Source organism: Limoniibacter endophyticus (assembly GCF_014652835.1).
GTDB classification, from domain to species: domain Bacteria; phylum Pseudomonadota; class Alphaproteobacteria; order Rhizobiales; family Rhizobiaceae; genus Limoniibacter; species Limoniibacter endophyticus.
The window spans coordinates 1-20,960 of record NZ_BMZO01000008.1 but is presented as its reverse complement, the minus strand read 5'-3'; the positions used below and the strand labels follow the sequence as shown (position 1 = coordinate 20,960).

At 57.2% G+C, this 20,960-nt stretch carries 21 protein-coding genes and 1 tRNA gene; 6 read left to right on the top strand and 16 right to left on the bottom strand.

Annotation, left to right across the window (positions count from 1 at the left end):
* Nucleotides 1-195: 195 nt before the first annotated feature.
* From ptsP to IE151_RS12140, 5 genes are all read right to left on the bottom strand, one after another.
* Nucleotides 196-2,169: a phosphoenolpyruvate--protein phosphotransferase gene (gene ptsP / locus IE151_RS12160; protein ID WP_189490543.1), complete on the bottom strand. Its 1,974-nt coding sequence runs from the start codon at nt 2,167-2,169 to the stop codon at nt 196-198.
* 66 nt (nt 2,170-2,235) lie between these two features.
* Nucleotides 2,236-2,616: a PTS glucitol/sorbitol transporter subunit IIA gene (locus IE151_RS12155; RefSeq protein WP_189490541.1), complete on the bottom strand. Its 381-nt coding sequence runs from the start codon at nt 2,614-2,616 to the stop codon at nt 2,236-2,238.
* 94 nt (nt 2,617-2,710) lie between these two features.
* Nucleotides 2,711-3,736, bottom strand: a complete 1,026-nt coding sequence (gene srlE / locus IE151_RS12150; protein WP_189490539.1) for a PTS glucitol/sorbitol transporter subunit IIB — start codon at nt 3,734-3,736, stop codon at nt 2,711-2,713.
* Between the two features lie 15 nt (nt 3,737-3,751).
* A complete protein-coding gene (gene srlA / locus IE151_RS12145) occupies nt 3,752-4,513 on the bottom strand; it encodes a PTS glucitol/sorbitol transporter subunit IIC (RefSeq protein WP_189490537.1) in 762 nt (253 codons plus the stop codon).
* A 38-nt stretch (nt 4,514-4,551) separates the two neighbouring features.
* Nucleotides 4,552-4,995 carry a transcriptional regulator GutM gene (locus tag IE151_RS12140; protein ID WP_189490535.1) on the bottom strand — a complete coding sequence of 148 codons (444 nt, stop codon included), beginning with the start codon at nt 4,993-4,995 and terminating at the stop codon, nt 4,552-4,554.
* A 214-nt stretch (nt 4,996-5,209) separates the two neighbouring features.
* Here IE151_RS12140 and IE151_RS12135 point away from each other — a divergent pair, with 214 nt between their 5' ends.
* Complete coding sequence (locus IE151_RS12135) at nt 5,210-5,872, top strand: HAD family hydrolase (protein ID WP_189490534.1); 663 nt, start codon at nt 5,210-5,212, stop codon at nt 5,870-5,872.
* Nucleotides 5,873-5,986: 114 nt separating this feature from the next.
* Here IE151_RS12135 and IE151_RS12130 read toward each other — a convergent pair whose 3' ends face one another.
* The 5 genes from IE151_RS12130 to IE151_RS12110 form a co-directional block, all read right to left on the bottom strand.
* Entirely contained in the window at nt 5,987-7,300 is a 1,314-nt protein-coding gene (locus IE151_RS12130; RefSeq protein ID WP_189490531.1) for a pyruvate dehydrogenase complex dihydrolipoamide acetyltransferase, read from the bottom strand.
* Nucleotides 7,300-8,298, bottom strand: coding sequence for an alpha-ketoacid dehydrogenase subunit beta (locus tag IE151_RS12125; protein WP_189490528.1), 999 nt, complete (start codon nt 8,296-8,298; stop codon nt 7,300-7,302). The genes IE151_RS12130 and IE151_RS12125 overlap by 1 nt, the downstream gene beginning before the upstream one ends.
* Nucleotides 8,295-9,323: a thiamine pyrophosphate-dependent dehydrogenase E1 component subunit alpha gene (locus IE151_RS12120; protein WP_189490526.1), complete on the bottom strand. Its 1,029-nt coding sequence runs from the start codon at nt 9,321-9,323 to the stop codon at nt 8,295-8,297. Before IE151_RS12120 ends, IE151_RS12125 begins: the two co-directional genes overlap by 4 nt.
* Before the next feature lie 5 nt (nt 9,324-9,328).
* Nucleotides 9,329-10,654, bottom strand: a complete 1,326-nt coding sequence (locus IE151_RS12115; protein ID WP_189490524.1) for an NAD(P)H-dependent oxidoreductase — start codon at nt 10,652-10,654, stop codon at nt 9,329-9,331.
* Between the two features lie 166 nt (nt 10,655-10,820).
* Complete coding sequence (locus IE151_RS12110) at nt 10,821-11,321, bottom strand: MgtC/SapB family protein (protein ID WP_189490522.1); 501 nt, start codon at nt 11,319-11,321, stop codon at nt 10,821-10,823.
* Between the two features lie 180 nt (nt 11,322-11,501).
* Between IE151_RS12110 and IE151_RS12105 the strand changes: the two genes are divergently transcribed.
* Nucleotides 11,502-14,072: an HWE histidine kinase domain-containing protein gene (locus IE151_RS12105; RefSeq protein ID WP_189490519.1), complete on the top strand. Its 2,571-nt coding sequence runs from the start codon at nt 11,502-11,504 to the stop codon at nt 14,070-14,072.
* Nucleotides 14,073-14,099: 27 nt separating this feature from the next.
* Here the strand turns inward: IE151_RS12105 and IE151_RS12100 are convergent, their stop codons facing one another.
* On the bottom strand, nt 14,100-14,558 hold the full coding sequence (locus IE151_RS12100) for a MarR family winged helix-turn-helix transcriptional regulator (protein ID WP_189490517.1): 459 nt from the start codon (nt 14,556-14,558) through the stop codon (nt 14,100-14,102).
* A gap of 80 nt (nt 14,559-14,638) precedes the next feature.
* The gene (locus IE151_RS12095; RefSeq protein WP_189490515.1) at nt 14,639-15,355 is read right to left on the bottom strand and encodes an SIMPL domain-containing protein; all 717 of its coding nucleotides are present in this window, start codon (nt 15,353-15,355) and stop codon (nt 14,639-14,641) included.
* A 115-nt stretch (nt 15,356-15,470) separates the two neighbouring features.
* Here IE151_RS12095 and IE151_RS12090 point away from each other — a divergent pair.
* Together IE151_RS12090 and bluB are read left to right on the top strand one after the other, a co-directional pair.
* Nucleotides 15,471-15,547, top strand: a tRNA-Ile gene (locus IE151_RS12090).
* A 195-nt stretch (nt 15,548-15,742) separates the two neighbouring features.
* On the top strand, nt 15,743-16,366 hold the full coding sequence (gene bluB / locus IE151_RS12085) for a 5,6-dimethylbenzimidazole synthase (RefSeq protein WP_189490929.1): 624 nt from the start codon (nt 15,743-15,745) through the stop codon (nt 16,364-16,366).
* 56 nt (nt 16,367-16,422) lie between these two features.
* Here bluB and IE151_RS12080 read toward each other — a convergent pair whose 3' ends face one another.
* On the bottom strand, nt 16,423-17,592 hold the full coding sequence (locus tag IE151_RS12080; RefSeq protein ID WP_189490513.1) for a GGDEF domain-containing protein: 1,170 nt from the start codon (nt 17,590-17,592) through the stop codon (nt 16,423-16,425).
* Between the two features lie 275 nt (nt 17,593-17,867).
* On the opposite strand from IE151_RS12080, the gene IE151_RS12075 reads away from it, so the two are divergent.
* Nucleotides 17,868-18,575, top strand: a complete 708-nt coding sequence (locus IE151_RS12075) for a YoaK family protein (RefSeq protein ID WP_189490511.1) — start codon at nt 17,868-17,870, stop codon at nt 18,573-18,575.
* A 33-nt stretch (nt 18,576-18,608) separates the two neighbouring features.
* Here the strand turns inward: IE151_RS12075 and IE151_RS12070 are convergent, their stop codons facing one another.
* The 3 genes from IE151_RS12070 to IE151_RS12060 form a co-directional block, all read right to left on the bottom strand.
* Complete coding sequence (locus tag IE151_RS12070; protein WP_189490509.1) at nt 18,609-18,968, bottom strand: hypothetical protein; 360 nt, start codon at nt 18,966-18,968, stop codon at nt 18,609-18,611.
* A gap of 151 nt (nt 18,969-19,119) precedes the next feature.
* Nucleotides 19,120-19,338, bottom strand: coding sequence for a hypothetical protein (locus IE151_RS12065; protein ID WP_189490507.1), 219 nt, complete (start codon nt 19,336-19,338; stop codon nt 19,120-19,122).
* 30 nt (nt 19,339-19,368) lie between these two features.
* Nucleotides 19,369-19,815, bottom strand: a complete 447-nt coding sequence (locus IE151_RS12060) for a YcgN family cysteine cluster protein (protein ID WP_189490926.1) — start codon at nt 19,813-19,815, stop codon at nt 19,369-19,371.
* A 224-nt stretch (nt 19,816-20,039) separates the two neighbouring features.
* On the opposite strand from IE151_RS12060, the gene IE151_RS12055 reads away from it, so the two are divergent.
* Nucleotides 20,040-20,960 (top strand): hypothetical protein (locus IE151_RS12055; protein ID WP_189490505.1); only part of this gene is annotated, 921 nt, incomplete at its 3' end.

The window sequence follows — 20,960 nt, the reverse complement described above, 5'->3', positions numbered from 1 at the left end:
TGCCTCTCCTCGCCACAGATCCTCCAAAAGCATTTGATTCGCACGAAATCGGAATCATCTAGATTTACAGCGATACAAAATAGACATGCGCCGTCAGCGTCAATGGTGAAGACATGCAGCGCCTGCGCGACTTTAGGCTATTGATTTTTATTCGGAGAAACGCCGATGCAGATGCACCGGCCTTTCGATTGCCTGTCAGGCTGCCGATTTCTTGCCAAGTTCGCTCAGCGTACGCTTGGCACGCGGAATAGACGCCGGACTCATCGAAAGTTCCGTCAGGCCGAAGCGAACGAACTCGGGAATGAGATCCGGGCGGCCCGCTGCCTCACCGCACATGCCAACCATGATACCCGCTTGGCGACCTGCCTTCGCCACCATCTCGATCGCCGCCATGACAGCCGGATTGGTCACATCGTTCAAGCCGGCAACCGCCGGATTCAGACGATCGGCCGCCATGATATATTGCGTCAGATCATTCGTACCGATGGAGAAGAAGGCTGCCTTCTTGGCAAGCATTGGCGCAATCAGCACCGCAGCCGGCGTCTCTATCATGACCCCAAGGGCGAAATCACCGAAGGCAATGCGTTTTTCCTTCAGCTCCTGGCGGCATTCCTCGATCAGCCGCTCGGTACGCTCGATCTCGTCAACCGTGGAGATCATGGGAAGCATGACCTTCAGATTACCGTGGACAGCTGCGCGCAACAACGCCCGCAGCTGCATCTTGAACATGTCCGGGCGCTCAAGGCACATGCGGATGCCGCGCCAGCCAAGGAAAGGGTTTTCCTCCGAAGGGAATTCGATGCCCGCAATGGGTTTGTCGCCACCAATATCGAGAGTGCGCACAATCACGGAGTGCTTCGGGAAAGCTTCCACCAACTGCTTGTACACATCATATTGCATATCTTCCGAGGGAAGATGCGTGTGGCGCATAAAGAGAAGCTCCGTGCGAAATAGGCCAATGCCCATAGCACCCGCTTCCTGCGCGGCTTCGATTTCTTCCGTCGCGCCAAGATTGGCGGCAACTTCGATCACGGTACCGTCATCGAGCGTCGGCTCGAGATCGCGGTAGATTCTCAGCGCCTCCTTTTCGGCATTTGCCTTGGCTAGCGTCTCCTCGAAACGAGCCGCAACGGCAGCGTCTGGATCAGGGAAGACCACCCCCTTATCACCGTCGACAGCGACGGTTTTTGCGCCTGCGAGGTCGTGCACGCTCTTCCCAAGGCCCAGTACAGCTGGAATACCATGTGTACGGGCAATAATGGCAATGTGCGAGGTAGCAGCGCCGTGACCGCAAACGATCGCGCCAATGCTCTTCAGGTCAGCCCGCGCCAGATCCCAAGCACCGATATCTTCGGCAATCAGCACCGAGCCTTTCGGAAGCCTGTCGAGAGAAACGTCTTCTTCGCCAAGCAATGCCAAACAAATCTGGCGACCGACCGCAGAGACATCGTCGGCACGGGCACGCAGATAGGGATCATCCACCTGCGAGAACTGGGCGGACAGTTGTGATGCAGCTGCAATCACAGCACCGACCGGTTCGACCCCGTTGCGGATGGCGTTCTCACTGTCCTCGATCAATGTTTCGTCACCTGCGATTTCACGCAGGGCAGAGACGATCCCCTTGTCGGAGGCCGCGAGATTATCCTCGCGCAAGGAACGGTCCATGCGCTCCTGAACCGCTGCAACCGCAGCCTGGAACTGCGCCAGCGCCGGGGCGATCTGGTCAGCCGCAAGCTTCCGGTCGAGCGGCTCGATCTGCTTCGGGAAATGCGCGAATACCGGACCGATATGAACGCCTTCCGATGCCGCGACACCCTTTATTCCACCCTCTGGGGCGGCGGCTTGCGCAGCCGGCTTTTCAGCAGGCGGCGTGGCCTCTGCTTCCACGACAGCAGCAGGCTCTTCCTCGAGACCCGACATCGGATCGTCCAGGAAGGCAATCAGTGCTTCCAGCGCCTCAACGGCATCTGCACCTTCCGCCTGCACGGTCAATTCTTCGTTTTCCTTGACGCCGAGCAACATGAGCTTGACTGTGCTCTTGGCACTCACGCTCTTTTCGCCCTTGACGAGATTGATATCGCTCTCGAAGGATTTTGCGAGCTTGACGAAGCGTGCAGCCGGGCGGGCATGCAAGCCATCCTTGACCCGGACAACCGTGGAACGTTCCATTTTCAGTTCTCTCGATGTTTTTTGGGAGAGCGAGCCTTCCGACCCGCTATCTCGACCAGATGCGCTTTAGGCACCGATGATAATGTCCGCGCCCTCTTTCAAGGCTGCGGTCAGGGCTGCGCCGTCGACTTCGCTGGCGGCAATTTCGCCGGGCGTTTCAGTTGTCGATGCGCCGGTAAATTTGATGACGACATGACCTATATCGAGCACCTTGGCCCAGGCTTTCTCGCCGATTGCGGTGATTTCCGCTGAAACATCACCGACCTTGATTGCCGTTCCGACGGTGGGAGCTGTCTGCGCGGCTTCACCTTCAACGCGATGCAGAACGGAGACTTCCGCCAGTTCAGCCGGCGAGCCGTCCGCGAAAAGAATAAGAACACCGCCTTCGGCGAGATCCGCGACATCGGGTCCAACGGCGGTGATCTTGGTCTTCAGGTGCAGCGTCATGTTCTTATCCTTCAATGTCGCCATTATTCGGCGTGTATGGCATGAAAAACGGGCGGCAACATGAAGCCTCGCCGCCCGTTTTGAAGAGTTTGGGTTAGAAAACCACCAGGCTGACAGCCCAGGCAATGAGAACCGAAACCGGTCCCATGATCTGACGCGAGATCAGAACGGCAGGGACGCCAATTTCGATAGTCTTCGGCTTGGCTTCTCCGAGTGCCAGCCCCACAGGCACGAAGTCACAACCGACCTGCGTGTTGTAGGCAAATAGCGCTGGCAGAGCCATGGCGGGGGAAATCGTGCCATTGGCGATCTGCGGCCCGATAATCGCAACACCGACAACCTGCGCGATAACCGCACCTGGCCCAAGAATCGGAGAAAGGAACGGCAGGCCGCAAATAGCCGATAGAACCAGGAGGCCTATAATATTGTTAGCCAACGGCCCCATCGGCTGCGCAAGAATGTCGCCGATACCGGTGTAGAGGATGAAGCCGATCAGCATCGTGACGAATGCCATGAAGGGCAGAACGTTACGGATGACCTGATCGATCGTGCGACGACCGGCGTTGAAGAAGACGTTGACGACCTTGCCCATGACACGGCCGACAGACGAGATTACGCCAACGAAACCGCTATTATCCGCCAAGGGAGCATCCGCATCCGTGGCGTTGGCAGCGGCAGCCGTCGCGGCCGGTCCGGCATCCGCAGTGGGTGCGGCAACGCCGGCAGTCACCGGAGCTTCCGAACCATCGGCAAGCTGGACGTCGTTTGGCGTCACGCCGGACACGTAAATGTCTTCGGTGATATATTGCGCCAGCGGGCCAACCTGGCCGACCGGTGTAACGTTCACCGTGGGGATCCGCTTGCGCGGGTAAACGCCACAACGCGCGGTACCGCCGCAATCGACGACGACGATTGCCATTTCGCCCTCGACCGGCGGCGCCTTGAAGCCGTCGACCGCCTGCATCCCGGTGAGTTCCGCGATACGCGCGGCAACCGGATGAATGCCTCCGCCGGTGACCGACACGACCTTGTCACGCGAACCTTCGGCCTTGACGACAAGAGGACCACCCCAGCCGCCTGCGCCCTTGGAAATTTTGACTGCTTTTAGTTCTTTAGCCATTTTTTCCTCCGCGCCTTAGAGCTCGACGCCCTGGCGGCGTGCCATGATGGCCGTAATGCGCTCGGTCAGCATGCCCTTGAGCAGGATGACGACGAGACCGACGATGGCGTACCAGATGGCAACCTGGATATGGTAGCCGCCCGGAACGGAACCATTCCGCTCGAGTTCCTGAAGCGCCACGAGAATACCGCCCCAGACGAAGTATTCGCCCGGATTGACGTGTGGGAAGAGACCAAGCGGCGGATGCACATAAGACACCGTGGCGTCGTAGAAGGCGGGCTTATGCTTTTCTTCCAGGAACGAACCGAAAGTGTAGGCCATCGGATTGGTGAGGAAGAAAACCGACATAAGGGGAAGAAGCGTATAACGGGTCAGTGCGATCTTGCCTGCGCCCCGTGCAAGGCCGTGAACGCGCTGTTCGCCAACAAGTTCGGTCAGCGCGTAGAACGCCGTCATCAGAACCACCAGCGTCGGGATGATTCCCGTCACAAAGCCAGCGAAGGTTTCGCCGCCTTTCTGGAAGATGCCGATGAAATAACGCCCGGCAGCCGAGAGCCAGCCGAGCTGCTCTTCCTGCTGGACGTTCTCCAGGCGATTACGAAACTCGTCGACCGTAATATCCCCGCCGCTTGCCTGCGCAAGCTGGATCATCTGGTCTGAGCCATGTTCGGCCGCCACCTTGGCATGAAAAGCCGCATCGGAAAGCACCGTGCTGGCTGCATGTGCATGCTGGATGGCCACATCCGCATGCTGCGACAGCATCGATAGAATGGACATCGTTCCTCCCTCTCTACCCCGAATGAATCACGCTGGGATCACGCGTATTGGACATTGTTCGCTTCTGTTGCGCCTTCCGCTTTCTCGAGCGCATTGGCGCGTGCCTTGTGGAGCTGTTCTATGGCTTTTTCGACGGCTACCGGAATGGAACGATCCTTGTCTTCCAACGCGGCAAAATGCGCGCCGACGGCTTCCACCGTCTGGCCCTCGTATTCTTCGAGGCGCTTGAACTTGGCAAAGACGGAGCGTCCGCTCATGATCAGCAAACGACGCACGATAAGGTCCCTGTCGCTGACGATTAGCACGATGGTGCCTTTCGACAAACGACCGCGCACGTGGCCTGCCCCTACGAAACCATCATTATACTTGTTGGTAATGCCTTTGAAGACGTCGGTGTAATGGCGCATCTGAAACCACACGCCAGCCGATTGGATGGCCCAAGCCAATCCCATCAAAAGCAGGCACCATTGCCAAATTGCCATCCCGATTATCTCCCACCCGATTTCGAACGCCATCCTCCACGAGGCGCATCCGACCCACAGAACATTTGTCTTCTTAAATGTCAATATGTAAGCAATCGCCACACGTTCTTCTGAACATATCACTGCTCGTCAGCAGCAGATAGAGGAAGAGCATAGGGCTATCGCCGAACCAAAGCATGAACTAAGAGACCTTTGTCCTAATCGGGAGATAAGCGTGAGAGCAGACAGACTGACGATTTTTGATTGCGACGGTGTGCTGGTGGATTCCGAACCACTGGCAGCAGAAGCCTATGTGCGCGTTTATGCAAAGCACGGCATGGACATTACCGCCGACGTGATTGCCCAGGGCGTCGGCATGAAGCAGGCCGACATCATCCGCAAGATCGAGGAAATTACCGGTCATCTCCTTACGGAAGACAAGGAAGCCGACATCTGGTCCGAAACCAAGCTTTTGTTCACTGAAAAGCTTGTTTCCACCGGAGGCGTCGAGGAATTCATCGCCAGTCTGCCGACGGCGCGATGCGTGGCTTCATCGTCGTCTCTGGAGCGCATCTATCACAGTCTGGAAGTTACCGGCGTCGAACAATTCTTTCCTCGCGAAAGCATTTTCTCCTCATCGATGGTCAAGCGGGGCAAGCCGGCTCCCGACCTGTTCCTGCATGCCGCCGCGCAAATGGGCTTTGATCCGTCCGTATGCACTGTGATCGAAGATTCGCCCTTCGGCGTTCAGGGTGGCGTTGCAGCCGGAATGAAGGTTATTGGCTATGTCGGTGGCGGCCACACCTATGAGGGCCATGCAGACGTTCTGCGCAAGGCCGGCGCCCATGCCATTTGCCACCACTACGGCGATATGCACGCCGTGATGAAAACATTGTGATCCAGAAACGATGAAGGCCGAAGCGCTGAGACGCTTCGGCCTTGTCGGGCGTCGGGAAAATCCCCGCTAAATTCATGAAGCCGCCCTGCCCTAAGGCGGAGCGGCTTCTGTTTTCTAGACCAGCATCCCCGTCGGGTTTTCGATGCGTGCTTTAAAGGCGGCGAGCAGCTCGGCTCCCAGCGCACCATCCACGGCCCGATGGTCGCAGGAAAGTGTAACGCTCATGACGTTGGCGATCTTGAACTCACCATTCTTGGCAATCACGCGCTCTTCACCCGCACCCACGGCAAGGATCGTACCTTGCGGCGGGTTGATCACGGCCGAGAAGTTCTTGATGCCGAACATACCGAGATTAGACACCGACGTGGTGCCGCCCTGGTATTCTTCTGCCTTGAGCTTCTTTTCCTTCGCACGCGCAGCCAGATCCTTCACCTCGTTCGAGATGGTGGATAGCGTCTTCTGCTCCGCCTTGCGAACGATCGGCGTAATCAGTCCGCCTTCCAGCGCAACAGCCACGCCGACATCCGAATGCTTGTGCAGGAGCATGCCACCTTCAGTCCAGGAGGCGTTCGCCGCAGGAACATCGGAGAGCGCCATGGCAAGCGCCTTGATGACGAAATCGTTGACCGAGAGCTTATAGGCTGGCTTGTCGCCCTTCTTCGTCGCACCCGCGTTGAGTTCGGTGCGCAGCTTAAGCAGCGCATCGATCTCGCAATCGAGCGAGAGGTAAAAGTGCGGCACGGTCTGCTTGGACTCGACCAGACGCTTGGCGATGGTGCGGCGCATGGAATCATGCGGCTTCACCTCGTAAGAGCCTTCCTCGTATAGCTTGAGAATAGCTTCGTCCGACATTCCCTTCGCGACGGCAGCAGGCGCCGCTTCAGCGCGAACCGGCGCGTCAGCAGCTTCCGCCTTTGCAGCACCAGCACCGTCTTTGGCAGCGGCTTGGACGTCGGCGCTGACAATGCGACCGCGCGGTCCCGAGCCTTTCACGCTCGAAAGATCGAGCCCCGCTTCCTTCGCCAGACGGCGTGCCAGCGGAGTAGCGCGGACACCCTCGCCTTCCGGAGCCGCAGGTGTCGCCTGCGGAGCCGGGGCAGACGCTTTGTCTTTCGGCGCCTCGACCTGCTTGGAATCGGTTTTCGCTTCGACGGCAGATGCCGGTGCAGCACCTGCGCCTACCGCTTCGCCTTCCGCGTAGATATAAGCCACGACATCGCCAACCGGAATGTCGATGCCTTCCTTACCGGTAATATTGGCGATCGTACCGCTCTCAGGGCTATCGATCTCCATCGCAGCCTTGTCGGTCTCGATCTCGAAGAGCACGTCGCCTTTCTTGACGCTTGCACCCTCTGCCACATACCACTTGGAAATACGGCCTGTGGCCATATCCATATCAACCTTGGGCAGGATGACTTCTGTCGGCATCAGCGCTCTCCTTTAACCAGAGCGCGCGTCGCCTGATAGATGTCATCGACCTGCGGCACGGTAGCGCGTTCAAGGTCCGGATTATACGGAATCGGCGTTTCCTTGCCGCCAAGGCGCACGATCGGGGCGTCCAGGTAGTCGAAGGCATCGCTTTCAGCAACCAGCGCCGAGATTTCCGCGCCGATGCCGAGCGTCTTGACCGCCTCGTAAACGCAGACGAGACGCGTCGTCTTCTTGACGCTGTTGATGACCGTTTCGCCGTCGATCGGACGAATGGTGCGCAGATCGACCACTTCGACGTCGATGCCTTCGGCAGCAAGCTTTTCAGCCGCTTCAAGAGCTTTGTGCACCATGATCGAGGTCGCAACAATAGTTACGTCCTTGCCTTCGCGGCGGACGGCAGCCTTGCCGATCGGTGTCTCGTAATAGCCTTCCGGCACATGACCCTTCATCTTGTAGAGGATCTTGTGCTCGTAGATCATCACCGGATCGGGATCGGCTACCGCTGCAAGCAACATGCCCTTGGCATCTTCCGGTGTTGCCGGCTGAAGAATCTTCAAGCCCGGTACGTGAGCAAGCCATGCCTCGAGGCTCTGGCTGTGCTGCGCTGCCGCACCTGTTCCCGAGCCGGCCGGGAAGCGCATGACGAGTGGAACCGAGACCGCGCCGCCAAGCATGAAGCGCATCTTCGCAGCCTGATTGACGATCTGTTCCATGGCCAGCGTGGCAAAATCGGAGAACTGGAATTCGAAGATCGGGCGCAGACCGGTAACGGCTGCACCGACGGCAACACCAGCACCGCCAAGTTCGGAGATGGGAGTGTCCATCACGCGGTCCGTGCCGAAGCGCTCGACCAGATCGCCGGTTACCTGAAACGCACCGCCGTAAACGCCAATGTCTTCGCCCATGAGAATGACGCGCTCATCCTTCTCCATGGCAATAGCCATGGCTTCCTGGATGGCCTGGGCATAGCTGAGTTCGCGAATTTCAGTACTCATTTCGCTTCCTCGGTATAAACGTAAAGCGCGCTGTCTTCTGGCCGTGGGGCCGGGCTGTCCTTGGCAAATTCGATCGCGTCGGCGATTTCCTTCTTCACGCTTTCGCGGATTTCGGCCATGCCGGCGTCGTCGAGGAGACCGAATTCCTTGAGTTCCTTCTCAAGACGCGCGATCGGATCGCGCTCGGTCATCCACTGATCGATCTCTTCCTTGGTACGATAACGATTGCGGTCCGACTTCGAATGGCCGCGGTAGCGATAGGTCTTGGATTCGATCAGCGTCGGACCTTCACCACGGCGAGCGCGTTCGACAGCCTGATGCGAGGCTTCCGCCACATCCGACAGGATATTGCCGTCAACGATGACGCCAGGCATGTTGTAGGCGACAGCGCGATCAGCAATATTTTCGACAGCGGTCGAACGAGCCGTCGAGGTGGACATGCCATAGCCGTTGTTTTCACAGACGAAAACGACTGGCAGCTTCCAGACCGAAGCCATGTTCAGAGCTTCGTGGAAGGCGCCTTCATTGTTGGCGCCGTCGCCGAAGAAGCAAACGACGACCTTATCGTTCTTCAGGCGTTTGGCGGTGAGAGCAGCGCCAACAGCGATCGGGAGACCGCCGCCGACAATACCGTTCGCGCCGAGATTGCCCTTGGAAACGTCGGCAATGTGCATGGAGCCGCCACGACCCTTGCAGTAACCGGTTTCCTTGCCGAAGAATTCGGCGAACATGTATTTCACCTCCGCACCCTTGCCGATGCAGTGGCCATGACCGCGGTGGGTCGAGGTGATCTGATCCTGTTCAGTCAGGGGAAGGCAAATGCCGATGGCGCTAGCTTCCTGACCGATCGAGAGATGCATTGTGCCGTGAATCAGGCCGCGCATGTAGCTCTCTTCCGCACCTTCTTCGAAGGCACGGGTGAGCAACATCTTGCGATAGGCGTCCTTGATCGTCTCGGCATCATACTGGCGATAGAGAAACGGACGATTGTCCGCTTCGCTTGGGTTGCGTTCAGCTTGCGCCATGATGATTAGGCTCCTTTGCCGTAAACCAGCTCATCCTGGCGAGCGCGCAGCGCTGCAATCTTCGAGCCTGCTTCCGGTCCGGCGTTGTCATAGGTAATGAGTTCGCCCTTCTTGATCGGCTTGGTAACGACGCCCTTGTGCAGCAGACCGCAAGGAATGGCCTTCGCGGCACGGGCCTCGTTCGCCGTCATGATCCAGGCGCGATAAGTGTATTCGCCAATATTGTCGAGCGTGTCGCCAGGCTGCAGATCTTTCTTGGCGAGCGCACAGACTTCAGCAACGGGTGTTGCCAGCGGCACCATGTCGGCCTTGCCATAAAGGGCGGCGCGCGCGCAGGTAAGCGGCACTTCGAGCGACGTCAGGTGGTACGGGCGATGGAAGGTGAAATATGGCCCCTCGCCCATCTTCAGATCGGTCATCCGTTCCGAAACGCGCGGATGCGACATATCGGCGACTACGAACACGCCAGGAGCGACGCCCTTGCCAATCGTATAGTCGACGACGCCGACGCGCGACAGAACACCGCCATCCTTCTGCGGAATCAGCGTTTTGTTGAGCTGGTCGAGCGTCGCTGCCGGGCCGTGCATGCCAGCAATATCGGGGACCAGACCGGTCGCATTGGCAATTGCAGCCATTTCCACCATGGTCTTCGAACCGTCAACGAACTCGACGAGCATGCGCACGTTCATGTTGCGGCGATGCGCTTCTTCCTCGTAATCGACCGGAACGGCATCAATGTTGAGCGGGTTGTTCTTGCCTTTGCCTGCCGCAACGATCGGGTGGCCCATGGCGGAAACGAACTCGATCAGTTCCATACAGGAAGAAGGCTCGTCGCCTGCGCCCAGCGAATAGACGACGCCAAGGCGCTTGGCTTCAGCCTGGAGCAGCGCCCCAATGGTGATATCGGCCTCGACATTCATCATGACGAGATGTTTGCCATGTTCCATCGCCGTCAAACCGATCTCTGCGCCAACGGCTGGAATGCCGGTCGCATCAATGACGACGTCGATGAGCGGGTTGGAAATGACCAGAGAAGAGTCAGTCGTCACAGCAACCTTGCCGGCTTCCATCGCAGCAGTCATTGCGGCTTCGGAATTGGCTTCCTTCGTATGACCTTCTTCCTGGAAAGCGATATCGACCGCCTTGTGTGCGTGCGGCAGGCGCAACTCACTGATGGCGCCGATTTCGAGACCGTTCATGTGTGCAGCGCGGGTTACGATATCTGTACCCATCTCCCCGCAACCGATCAGACCGACACGAATAGGCTTGCCGGTCTTGGCGCGTTCCTCAAGATCTCGCGCAAGGCCGGTAAGAGCGACATTGGTTCCCATGACGGAATCCTCCCTAGGTAAATATGCAGGCAGCCGTATTGAACATATGTATTTATGTCAAGACGAATGTGCCTCTTCTGTGACGCAGTCAACGCCATACGGTCCTTTCATGACGGCACGACGAAAGCAACACAGCAAGACGCGCCCACCTTTGCGCGAGCCCTTCTCAGTCGCTCGGATTTTCGTCTTTTTCTGTTGAAGACTTCTTGGGTTCGATAAGGCCCAGCACATAAAGAATGAAAATGCTGGCGATCGTTCCGAAGATGGCCGTCTTCCAATGCCCCAAGCCCACAGCCAGACCTATGCCACCGGACAGCCACATACCGGCCCCCGTCGTCAGCCCTTTGACGCGACCGCGAGAAACGATGATCATCCCGGCCGCAAGGAAGGCGACCCCTGCGGTCACTGCCTCGATCACACGCAGTGGATCAATCTGCACCTGCTGGTCTTCAAAACCGCGCATGTGGACGCTTTCTATTGAAAGCACTGCAAAGGTCGCGGCTGCAAGGCAAACGAGAATATGGGTCCGCAAGCCGGCCGGTCTCCCGTGCATCTGGCGCTCGAAGCCGATCAATGCGCCGAACACAATTGCGCCCAGCAGCCGGGCGAATTGAACCGATGTCGGCAGCACGCCTGGCGCAATAATGTCGTTCCAGATTTCCTGCATGAGCCATCAAACGTGCAATACGTCCTTCGGTTCCGACACCTCGAGTCACTGCATCAAGCACAATTCAGCCAGAAACTTATAGACGCTGCCCTAGCGTCAACCTATGGTCCGGCGCATTACTTCTGAGTATGCGACGCGTTTGAGTATGCGACGCGTTCGCATATATTCTGGACCTGAGGCGTGACCGAACCAACTTCCCGCGTCGATCTGACGAATTGCGATCGCGAGCCGATCCACAAGCTGGGCGCTATCCAGCCATTCGGCTTCCTTATCGCTGTCGCGGCCAACTGGTACATTACGCGTGCATCGGTGAATATTGCTACCTACCTCGGCATCGAGCATCACGACGCAATAGGCCAGCCTCTCTCTTCTGTTCTCCACAGTGAGGCGATTCACACGATTCGCAATCGCCTGACCATCGTCCGCACGCCCAATATTGTCGAACGTATTTTCGGCCTGCGCCTGCAGGAAAATGGCCCACTGTTTGATATTGCCGTTCACATGTCCGACGGGGTGGTGATCATAGAAGCGGAGCCCTGCCAGGAAGAAGAGCAACTTAGCGCGTCAAGTTCCGTTCGTGCCATGATGGCCCGTCTTGACCAGGCTGCAACGGTTGAAGCGTTTTGTCGGGAAGGCGCTCGTCAGATGCGGGCCATCACGGGTTTTGATCGAGTCATGATCTATCGTTTCGATCAAGACGGAGCGGGTGAAGTTGTCGCCGAAGCCGCCAAACCGGGCATAGGGTCCTTCATGGGTCTTCACTATCCTGCTTCTGATATTCCCTCACAGGCTCGCGCGCTTTACCGTCGCAATTTGTTTCGGATCATAGCGGATGTGGAGGCCACCCCTGTTCCAGTGTTCCCCGCCGGGAATGAGCATGACCACCCGCTCGACCTGTCGATGTCAATCCTGCGCTCGGTTTCACCAATCCATATCGAATACCTGAAGAATATGGGCATTGGCGCGTCCTTATCGATCTCGATCATCGTCGATGGTGAGCTTTGGGGGCTATTTGCCTGCCATCATTATTCTCCGCGCCTGCCATCCTTCGAACGCCGCTCCACTGGCGAACTCTTTGGCCAGATGTTTGCCTCGCGGCTTGAAAGCCGTGAACGTCATCTTGCGCTCGCGTTCGAGACCAGGGCGCGTCAGATCGCCGACCAGGTGCTCACGTCGGTTGCCGATAATGCGACGCTTCTGGAGGATCCAGCCTGGCTGAGCGAGGCGCTTTCGAGCGTCGTTCCGGCAGATGGCATCGGCGTCTGGATCAACGGCAGGCACGCGCTTTCGGGCATGACCCCTACCGCGGAGCAGTTCGAATGCATCGTCAAAGCGTTGAACAAGAACAATGCCCGGCGAATTTTCAGCACGGACCACTTGGGCTCCGCAATGCCGGAGATCGTACTGGACGGCAGTGTCGCCGGCTTGATTGCGATACCTATATCCCGGTTTCCGCGCGACTATGTTGTGCTGTTTCGCCAGGAGATAATACGCACCGTGCGCTGGGCAGGCGATCCGTACAAGCCGGTGGAATATGGAGCCAACGGCCCGCGCCTCACCCCTCGCAAAAGCTTTGAAAGCTGGTCGGAGCTGGTCAGCAACCGGTCAGTGCCTTTCAGTTCTGCGGAGATCCGTGTCGCCGAAACGATTCGCGTTACACTGATCGAAGTCGTGCTGCGCTTGACCGATGAAGCCAACAGGGAACGCCAGCGGTCCCACGAGCGGCAGGAACTGCTCATCGCCGAACTCAATCATCGCGTTCGCAACATACTGAGCCTCATCAGCGGCCTGGTCCGTCAATCGCGCAGCTCCGGGGATACGGTTAGCGCCTATGTCGAGCAGCTTGAGGGGCGCATTCAGTCTCTGGCCCGCGCTCACGACCAGATCACGCGGGACAGCTGGTCACCGGCGCCTCTCTCCATGCTGCTTGAAGCCGAAGCAGAGGCCTATCTCGGCAAGACCTCGGCACGGTTGAGTCTCGAGGGCAGCAATGTTCTCTTGCAGCCAGAGGCCTATTCGACGGCTGCGCTCGTCTTTCATGAACTCGTCACCAACAGCGCGAAATATGGCAGCCTGTCAGATGGCGGGCGCGTCGCTGTCTGCTGGACACTGGCGGGCAATGGCGACCTTGCAATCACTTGGCGCGAGAACGGCGGGCCGCCGGTGAAAGAGCCCACCCGTCAAGGCTTCGGCACCACGATAATTCGGCGCTCCATCCCCTACGACCTCGGCGGACGGGCCGAGGTGACCTTCGCCCCGGAAGGCCTGACTGCGCAATTCATTATCCCGGCGCGCTATGTTACATATTCAGAAGAAATCATCAGCAGCAAACATAACGAGAGCGGTCGAAGCGCCCCCACGGACCGCACGCCATCCGTCAAGAACCCGCTCGCGGGAAAACGCATACTCCTTGTCGAGGACAATCTCATCATTGCCATGGATGGTGAAGACATCCTGACGCTTCTGGGCGCCACCGAGGTCGTAACGGCGAGTTCCGTCTCCCAGGCGCTTGAACTTATCGAAGAGCGCAGCTTCGACCTTGCGCTGCTCGATATCAACCTCGGAAACGAGACGAGCCACAGGATCGCCGAGAAGCTGCTGGGCGGGCCCACGAAATTCGTCTTCGCAACCGGGTATGGCGAGATGGGCAACACGTTTGACGATTTCCCCGACGCGATCGTCCTGCAAAAGCCCTATACGATAGAGAGCGTCGCTGCGCTCCTAGAACGCATATCCGCCGTCCCGGATTGACTTTGCATAAGTGAACAATCGCCTGGGCTAGAGATCGTATAAGGTCCGGATGCGCTTTTCGATCCGGGCAATCGTGGTTGTGGTGGAGCGTAGTTCCTCTTCGCTGACATCGGCCAGGATGAGGTTTCGCAATGCAGTAAGTTCTTTCTCGATTTTATCTGCCTTGGTCTGTCCGCGCGCGGTCAAGACCAGGATTTTTGCGCGTCTGTCGGAAGCATCTTCCCGCCGAGTGACGTATCCCTCGGCGACAAGGAGATCGACGATGCGGACCAGCCCCGGCCCCTCGATTCCCGACGCCTCGGCAATCGCTCCCTGACGAGCCTCGCCCCCCATTCGTCTTAACATGCGCAGCGGCGTAGCCGTCGCGTGCGAAAGCCCGAGCTTTTCCAAAGAAAGGTCTGCCGCGCGCCTCCAAAGGCGCGCGATACTGACAAAACTTTGTCCGAAGCCGATACGTATATCGGCAATGTCTTTAGGATCATTCATCCAAACAGATTACATGCTATATATTTTCATGCAACCTTAACTCGCGATGGGCACGCCGTGACGCCGCCACGGCACCCTTTTTACTGCGAAATGCCATAGGTGATATTCACCTGGACCTGATAGGTGTTCTCACCTGCCTGGACAGGCACGGAATCGGCAGCTGCCATCATGCTGACTTTCATGCCGCGTTCCATGGGCATCGGACGATAACTATTCTCGGAGATTTCGAGAACCGGCCCCAGCTTGACGCCCGCTGCTGCCGCCAGCGTTTCCGCTTTTGCACGAGCCCGCGCGACAGCATCCTTGCGCGCCGCCTCGATGATGGCATCGGGATTGTCGTTCGTGAAGGAAATATTGCCGCCCTGGTTGACACCAAGGGTCACCGATTTGTCCAGCACCTCACCAGCCTTCGCAATGTCGCGAATACGGACGGCAAGAGTGTTGGTGACCTGATAGGCAACAAGTTCGGTATTGGTATTGCCGTCCTTCTCGATATTCTGATAGCGCGGATTGATGTTGATGCCGGAGGTTTGTAAGTCGCGCTCCTCGATTCCCAGCCCCTTCAACGAGGCAATGACAGCGGCCATCGCATCATTATTCGCGCTCAGCGCATCGCGCGCGGTCTTGGCTTCGCGCATCACCGCCAGGTTCACGATCGCCATATCGGGAGCGATAGAGGCTTCCCCCTCCCCCGAGACAATGAGCTTCGCAGGCTCTTTAGGTGCTGCGGGTTGCGCAAAGGACGGTACCGCGACAAGGGCGCTGCAAAGAACGAGAGGGAGGAGATAGGCTTTCATGCAATAAGCTCCATAAACTCAGGATAATGGGAGCAGTTTCTCCCATGTGAATAAGGGGGTATTTAGGCATTCGCTCTTGTGCAGTCGACAAAAAACCCCTATGCGGATTTCCGTCGGGCCTGTAGCTCAATTGGTTAGAGCCGGCGGCTCATAACCGCTTGGTTGGGGGTTCGAGTCCCTCCGGGCCCACCAGTACCGACATTACCATTGATATCATTAAATGTTTATGGCTTTATCCTGCCTGAAAACCGGGCGTGAGCTTAATCTTTTCCTTTGCCGTTCCAGGGTTCGATCCCGTGCGGGATCGAATTTTTGGGCTTCCTTCGCAATCATCAGGATGGCAACAGGAATGGCGCGCGCTCAAATCAATTTGCGAACCTTGTAATTATGCAATTCTCAGCCGAACAACGCGACATCTTCTTCGATCTTATGAAGTGGCGACGCGATGTCCGCCATTTCCAGCATGAGCCTGTCACAGACGAGATCATGGTCGCGCTCAAAAAGGCCATGGACTACGCGCCTTCCGTGGGTAATGCCCGCCCGTGGCGGGTCTTCAATGTCGCAAGTCCCGAAAAGCGAGAGCAGGTCCGCCAAATTTTCGAGAAAGCCAATAGCAAAGCACAAGCAATCTACGAGACCGAGCGCGCGAATGAATATCGAAAATTGAAACTGGAGGGTATCAGGGTCGCGCCGCTGCAACTCGCCATCTTTACCGAAAGTGAGCCCGATGCCGGGCATGGTCTCGGCCGCCAATCAATGACCTCGACCCTGGAACAAAGCACGGCCATGGCCGTGCAGAACCTCTGCCTTGCCGCCAGAGCCTTTGGCCTTGGCACCGGGATGGTTTCGATCCTCGATCCGGAGGCCATGCAGAAGCTGTTTTGTGTTCCGCCAAGCTGGCGTTTCAGTTTCTACCTTTGCATCGGTTTACCCAGTTTCACCGACGACACACCACTGCTGCACAAATGTGGCTGGCAGGAAAACATTAAAACCCGGTGGCAGAACTGCTGAGGCGCATCGTATAACTGGCGCCGCATTGAAAGCCTGCGTTCGACTGCAACAATATTCTAGGCCTGAACACCCGTGACATGTTCAACGCCATCATCTTCCGGTGACGCGATTACGCGGTTTCTCCCGCCCCTCTTGGCTTCGTACAGGCGCTGATCCGCCTCGTCGTAAATATCGAGCCAGGTTTCGCCCGGCCTCAACGTCGCTATGCCGAAACTGGCGGTTACCTGTAAACGGGGCGAAATTTCTGGAAGACTTTTTGCAGCGATGGCCTGACGCAGACGCTCCGCCTGCTCGAATGCCTCGTGAAGAGAACACCGTGGCGCAAGCACTGCAAATTCCTCCCCTCCCAGACGACCGACCAGATCATCCTTGCGGGAATGATGTCTGAGCACAGCCGCCACCTCTCTGAGCGCTGCATCGCCTCCCCTGTGTCCGTACGTGTCATTCACTTTCTTGAAATGATCAATGTCGACGATGATCAGTGATATGGGCTGGAGCAGTTTGTCGCTCAGCATTCGCTCCGCCCTTGTCTCGAAGGCCTTGCGATTGAGTATGTTGGTCAGGCCGTCGATATCGCTGCTTACCCGCAGTTCCTTCATGACATCGTACATGGCGATTACCAGCACCGTTACAGCCAGAACCGAACCCGATATCGCCATCCATAATTGCAGGAATTGCCAGAAGACACTGTTGCCAAACGCCGCAGCCCCAACTGGAGCATCCCCGCCGAAAGTAAGGATGGTTCGAGGGAAAAAACTCGCAGCAAATAAGAAAAGGACCCAGAACAGGGCAGCATCCGGCCAAGACCGTTTTCGATAGGGAAATAATCGAAACGCCGTAATCAGGAGGATCAGGCCATAGCCGAAATTCTGGATATAGACGCGCGTCGTTAGGCTTCGTTCAATATAAAAGAAATAGGCAATCGACAGCATGATCGCACAGCCGACGACGACATGATAAAGCATCGGGTATGATTGCTTGTATCTTCGCATCATGGATTCGGCCACAAGCAACGTGGCTGCCGTATAGAAGGCGCAGGAAAACAGGGCATTCAGCCCTATATCTCTGGGAATACTCAGAATCTGCGCGCAGGCACCTGCCGCGAAAACCAGACACGCTAGCCCCATCAGCCGCAGGTAGCCCTGCTTTCTGTCAAAATACCAGGCGACGAAAAAAGCCGCCCCATAAACCATTATTGTCGCGGGCACGATAAGGGAGATAGTCACTCTAACTATCGCAGGCTCCACTCCCATGCTCCCTATCGTAAAATTCGCATGATAATTCGAACTTGCCCGCCACCTCCGGCCGGGATGACGGGCAAAACCTCCGTAGAACAAACCGCAGGCCATATATCACGTCAAGGCGTGACTTTCTAACTCTGCCTGATAGTCTTCAAAGGGCGAACGAATTCGAGGAAGCAGACAATGGGGTCCGGCGATTGGAGTGATTACGTGGAGATCAACCCGCCCATCAATCCGGCAAGACAGGTCGCTTCCCCCTCATGCTGATCCTCGAAGGTGAAAACAGGACCCGTAGGGTAGATGTGGCGCTTGCTGCTGTCTTCGCCGGTATAGCGGGCGCCATCAACGCGGCTGGTTTTCAGGCAGCCGGCTTTTTCTCTGCCAACATGACAGGTAATGCATCCTCTTTCGCCGATTATGTGGCCCTGGGTAAGTTGGAGCTCATGAATGCTTTCGCTGCTTTGATTGCGGCGTTCATTCTGGGGGCATTTTTGGCCGGAATGATGATCGAGATCGGCCGGAAGCGCCGGATCGCGACCATCTACACATATTGCATACTGCTTGAAGCACTGATCTTGGCGGCCCTGTCGATGCATGACATCTACCTGGCTCGAAACGAAGCGGATATCGTTCTTGTGTTGGGACTGAGTTTCGTCATGGGACTTCAAAATGCAACCACGACCCGGTTGACGGATGCCAGAGTCCGTACAACGCATGTATCGGGCATGGCCACGGATCTAGGACTAAACGCCGCCAGGCTGTTGACCTCTCCGCGAAATAATCAAGAAACGGCCAATCGGGTTATCCTGCATAGCAGTACATTCGTCGCGTTCGTGACAGGCGGAATATTGGGAGCCGGCGGCCATATCCTTATCGGCAACATCCTGTTCGCCATGATTGCCACAGCACTTCTATTCCTTGCACTCGTCACGCTGCGCCGAGCCAGGCTCCAGACGCGGAAACTGTAAGACGCGCCCGCAAGGGGCGCGTCAGAAAATCATTTATCGGCGAGCGATCCGGCAATTCGGCGTATCTGATCGGAAGGTCACGAGATCCGGCCCACGACGGCCTATACCGCGAACGGTGACGGTGCGACGATTTATATCCACGACGCGAACTGCGCGTAGCCCCATGGCACGTGCCTTGGCGACTGCTTCACCCGGTGTGCAACGGCCACGATAACCGGGGCGAGGACGATGATCACGATCACGATCGCGACGGTCCCAATGCTGGGCAAGCTGGATGGAACCAGCCTCAGCCGCAACCCCGAAGTTCTGCGCCAAGGCTGCGGACGGCATGGCTGAGAATGCGCCGAGACCAATCATCGCCGAAAGAAACGTTGTCTTGAGGAAACCGTTCATGTTGCTTCTCCTTGAATGGCCGGGCCCACGCCCTCAGCCGATGCGAAGACATTGCCACCGGATAACTGAACGTTTCTGGAACTACGCGTTCATTCCCGGTTCAGGGAGCACAGAACGCGTCATCGGCGGAAAAAGCCAGAGGGTGCGCTGTTCAAATTTCTCTATCGGCGCGTTGCTTTATCTTGAACACGAGGCCGAAAGTCAGGGCAATGACGGCGGAGGAGCACAAAAAGAACGAGAGTGGAAGGAGCGTACTCGGCTCCACAAGATCGCCCTCGACAGTGCGAGCTGCGGGCTCGAAAAGGAACTTTACGAAAACGAAGATACCCGCCGCAAAAAGAATTGCAGCCAGAGCAAACAGAGCTTTCATCGCTTTTTCCTCATTATGATGCAGCGAAAGCTACGGCGCTTCTTCAAGCATATGTTCGAGATACTCGTCAGTATCATCGAGATCGTGCTCATGGGCCGTGACCATACCGCGCACCGAAACACCTGCCTCATGCACGCTCTCGCGACGACCCGAGATCAGCGGGTGCCAATCATGGAGATCCCTGCCCTCGTTTACCAGCCGGTAGGCGCACGTTTCGGGCAGCCAGACAATTGAAGGCACATTCTCGGGCGTCAACTTGACGCAATCATCTACTTTTTTCTGCCGGTTCGCGTAATCGGAGCAACGACACTCGCTCTCATCGAACAGACGACAAGCTACGCTCGTCCAATAAATCTCACCCGTATCTTCGTCCTCGAGCTTTGCCAGGCAACATTTTCCACAACCGTCGCACAGGGCTTCCCACTCCTGCCGATTCATCTCGGCAAGGCTCTTTGTCTTCCAGAAGGGCGCGTCGATCGTCATGCGCAAAGCCATGGCCGAAAAGACTGGTCACGTCAAGGATCGCAGGTCACTCGAGCGCCGCGGCATGACTTTCTCAGTTCGTGCGACCTGACCGTGCGTATATCCACGCATGCGACATTTGAGATTAAATTATCACAATTCGGCCATATTTCGGGAAGCAATTCCGGCCCCGTCAAACGCATGTTTTAATTAATATTTTTACCCAAGGGAATTTTTCTATGACGAAGAAAACCGAACTGCTGCACGCGGTTCAGGAATTGCGTCAGGTGCGCGAGAACGCCAAGGCCGAGATGGCCCGCTCCGATGACACATTTGCCGCACTCGAACAGCAGATCAAAGGCGCCAAAGACGACGACGAAGACAGTCCCCATGTTGAAGCGCTTCTCGACGCGATTATCGACATGACGGCGGTTATGGTACAGTTGATGGTTTCGATCCAGAAGATCAACCATTCGATTGAACGATTGAACCAAGCAATTTCCGAACTAGGCCTAAGCGCCATCAACACAAGCGAAGCCGATCAGAAAGTAGTAGCAGCGGTCGAGACACGCCAGGACGGTAAGGACGGCGAGCAAGACGAAGCAGCAGCAGAAGCTGCACGCATCGCTGAAGCACAGCGCGTCGCAGACGAAGCTGCTGCCGCCGCTGAAGAAAAGCGCGTTGCTGACGAAGCTGCTGCTGCCGCTGAAGCACAGCGTGTTGCCGACGAAGCTGCTGCTGCCGCTGAAGCACAGCGCGTTGCTGACGAAGCTGCTGCTGCCGCTGAAGCACAGCGCGTTGCTGACGAAGCTGCTGCCGCCGCTGAAGCACAGCGCGTTGCCGACGAAGCTGCTGCCGCCGCTGAAGCACAGCGTGTTGCCGACGAAGCTGCTGCTGCCGCTGAAGCACAGCGTGTTGCCGACGAAGCTGCTGCTGCCGCTGAAGCACAGCGCGTTGCCGACGAAGCTGCTGCTGCCGCTGAAGCACAGCGCGTTGCTGACGAAGCTGCTGCCGCCGCTGAAGCACAGCGCGTTGCCGACGAAGCTGCCGCCGCCGCTGAAGCACAGCGTGTCGCAGACGAAGCTGCCGCCGCCGCTGAAGAAAAGCGCGTTGCCGACGAAGCTGCTGCCGCCGCTGAAGCACAGCGTGTCGCAGACGAA

Coding starts and splice junctions, on each gene's coding strand:
- ptsP (WP_189490543.1), bottom strand. CDS start 2,169: ATGGAACGTTCCACGGTTGTCCGGGTCAAGGATGGCTTGCATGCCCGC.
- IE151_RS12155 (WP_189490541.1), bottom strand. CDS start 2,616: ATGACGCTGCACCTGAAGACCAAGATCACCGCCGTTGGACCCGATGTC.
- srlE (WP_189490539.1), bottom strand. CDS start 3,736: ATGGCTAAAGAACTAAAAGCAGTCAAAATTTCCAAGGGCGCAGGCGGC.
- srlA (WP_189490537.1), bottom strand. CDS start 4,513: ATGTCCATTCTATCGATGCTGTCGCAGCATGCGGATGTGGCCATCCAG.
- IE151_RS12140 (WP_189490535.1), bottom strand. CDS start 4,995: ATGGCAATTTGGCAATGGTGCCTGCTTTTGATGGGATTGGCTTGGGCC.
- IE151_RS12130 (WP_189490531.1), bottom strand. CDS start 7,300: ATGCCGACAGAAGTCATCCTGCCCAAGGTTGATATGGATATGGCCACA.
- IE151_RS12125 (WP_189490528.1), bottom strand. CDS start 8,298: ATGAGTACTGAAATTCGCGAACTCAGCTATGCCCAGGCCATCCAGGAA.
- IE151_RS12120 (WP_189490526.1), bottom strand. CDS start 9,323: ATGGCGCAAGCTGAACGCAACCCAAGCGAAGCGGACAATCGTCCGTTT.
- IE151_RS12115 (WP_189490524.1), bottom strand. CDS start 10,654: ATGGGAACCAATGTCGCTCTTACCGGCCTTGCGCGAGATCTTGAGGAA.
- IE151_RS12110 (WP_189490522.1), bottom strand. CDS start 11,321: ATGCAGGAAATCTGGAACGACATTATTGCGCCAGGCGTGCTGCCGACA.
- IE151_RS12100 (WP_189490517.1), bottom strand. CDS start 14,558: ATGAATGATCCTAAAGACATTGCCGATATACGTATCGGCTTCGGACAA.
- IE151_RS12095 (WP_189490515.1), bottom strand. CDS start 15,355: ATGAAAGCCTATCTCCTCCCTCTCGTTCTTTGCAGCGCCCTTGTCGCG.
- bluB (WP_189490929.1), top strand. CDS start 15,743: ATGCAATTCTCAGCCGAACAACGCGACATCTTCTTCGATCTTATGAAG.
- IE151_RS12075 (WP_189490511.1), top strand. CDS start 17,868: ATGCTGATCCTCGAAGGTGAAAACAGGACCCGTAGGGTAGATGTGGCG.
- IE151_RS12070 (WP_189490509.1), bottom strand. CDS start 18,968: ATGAACGGTTTCCTCAAGACAACGTTTCTTTCGGCGATGATTGGTCTC.
- IE151_RS12065 (WP_189490507.1), bottom strand. CDS start 19,338: ATGAAAGCTCTGTTTGCTCTGGCTGCAATTCTTTTTGCGGCGGGTATC.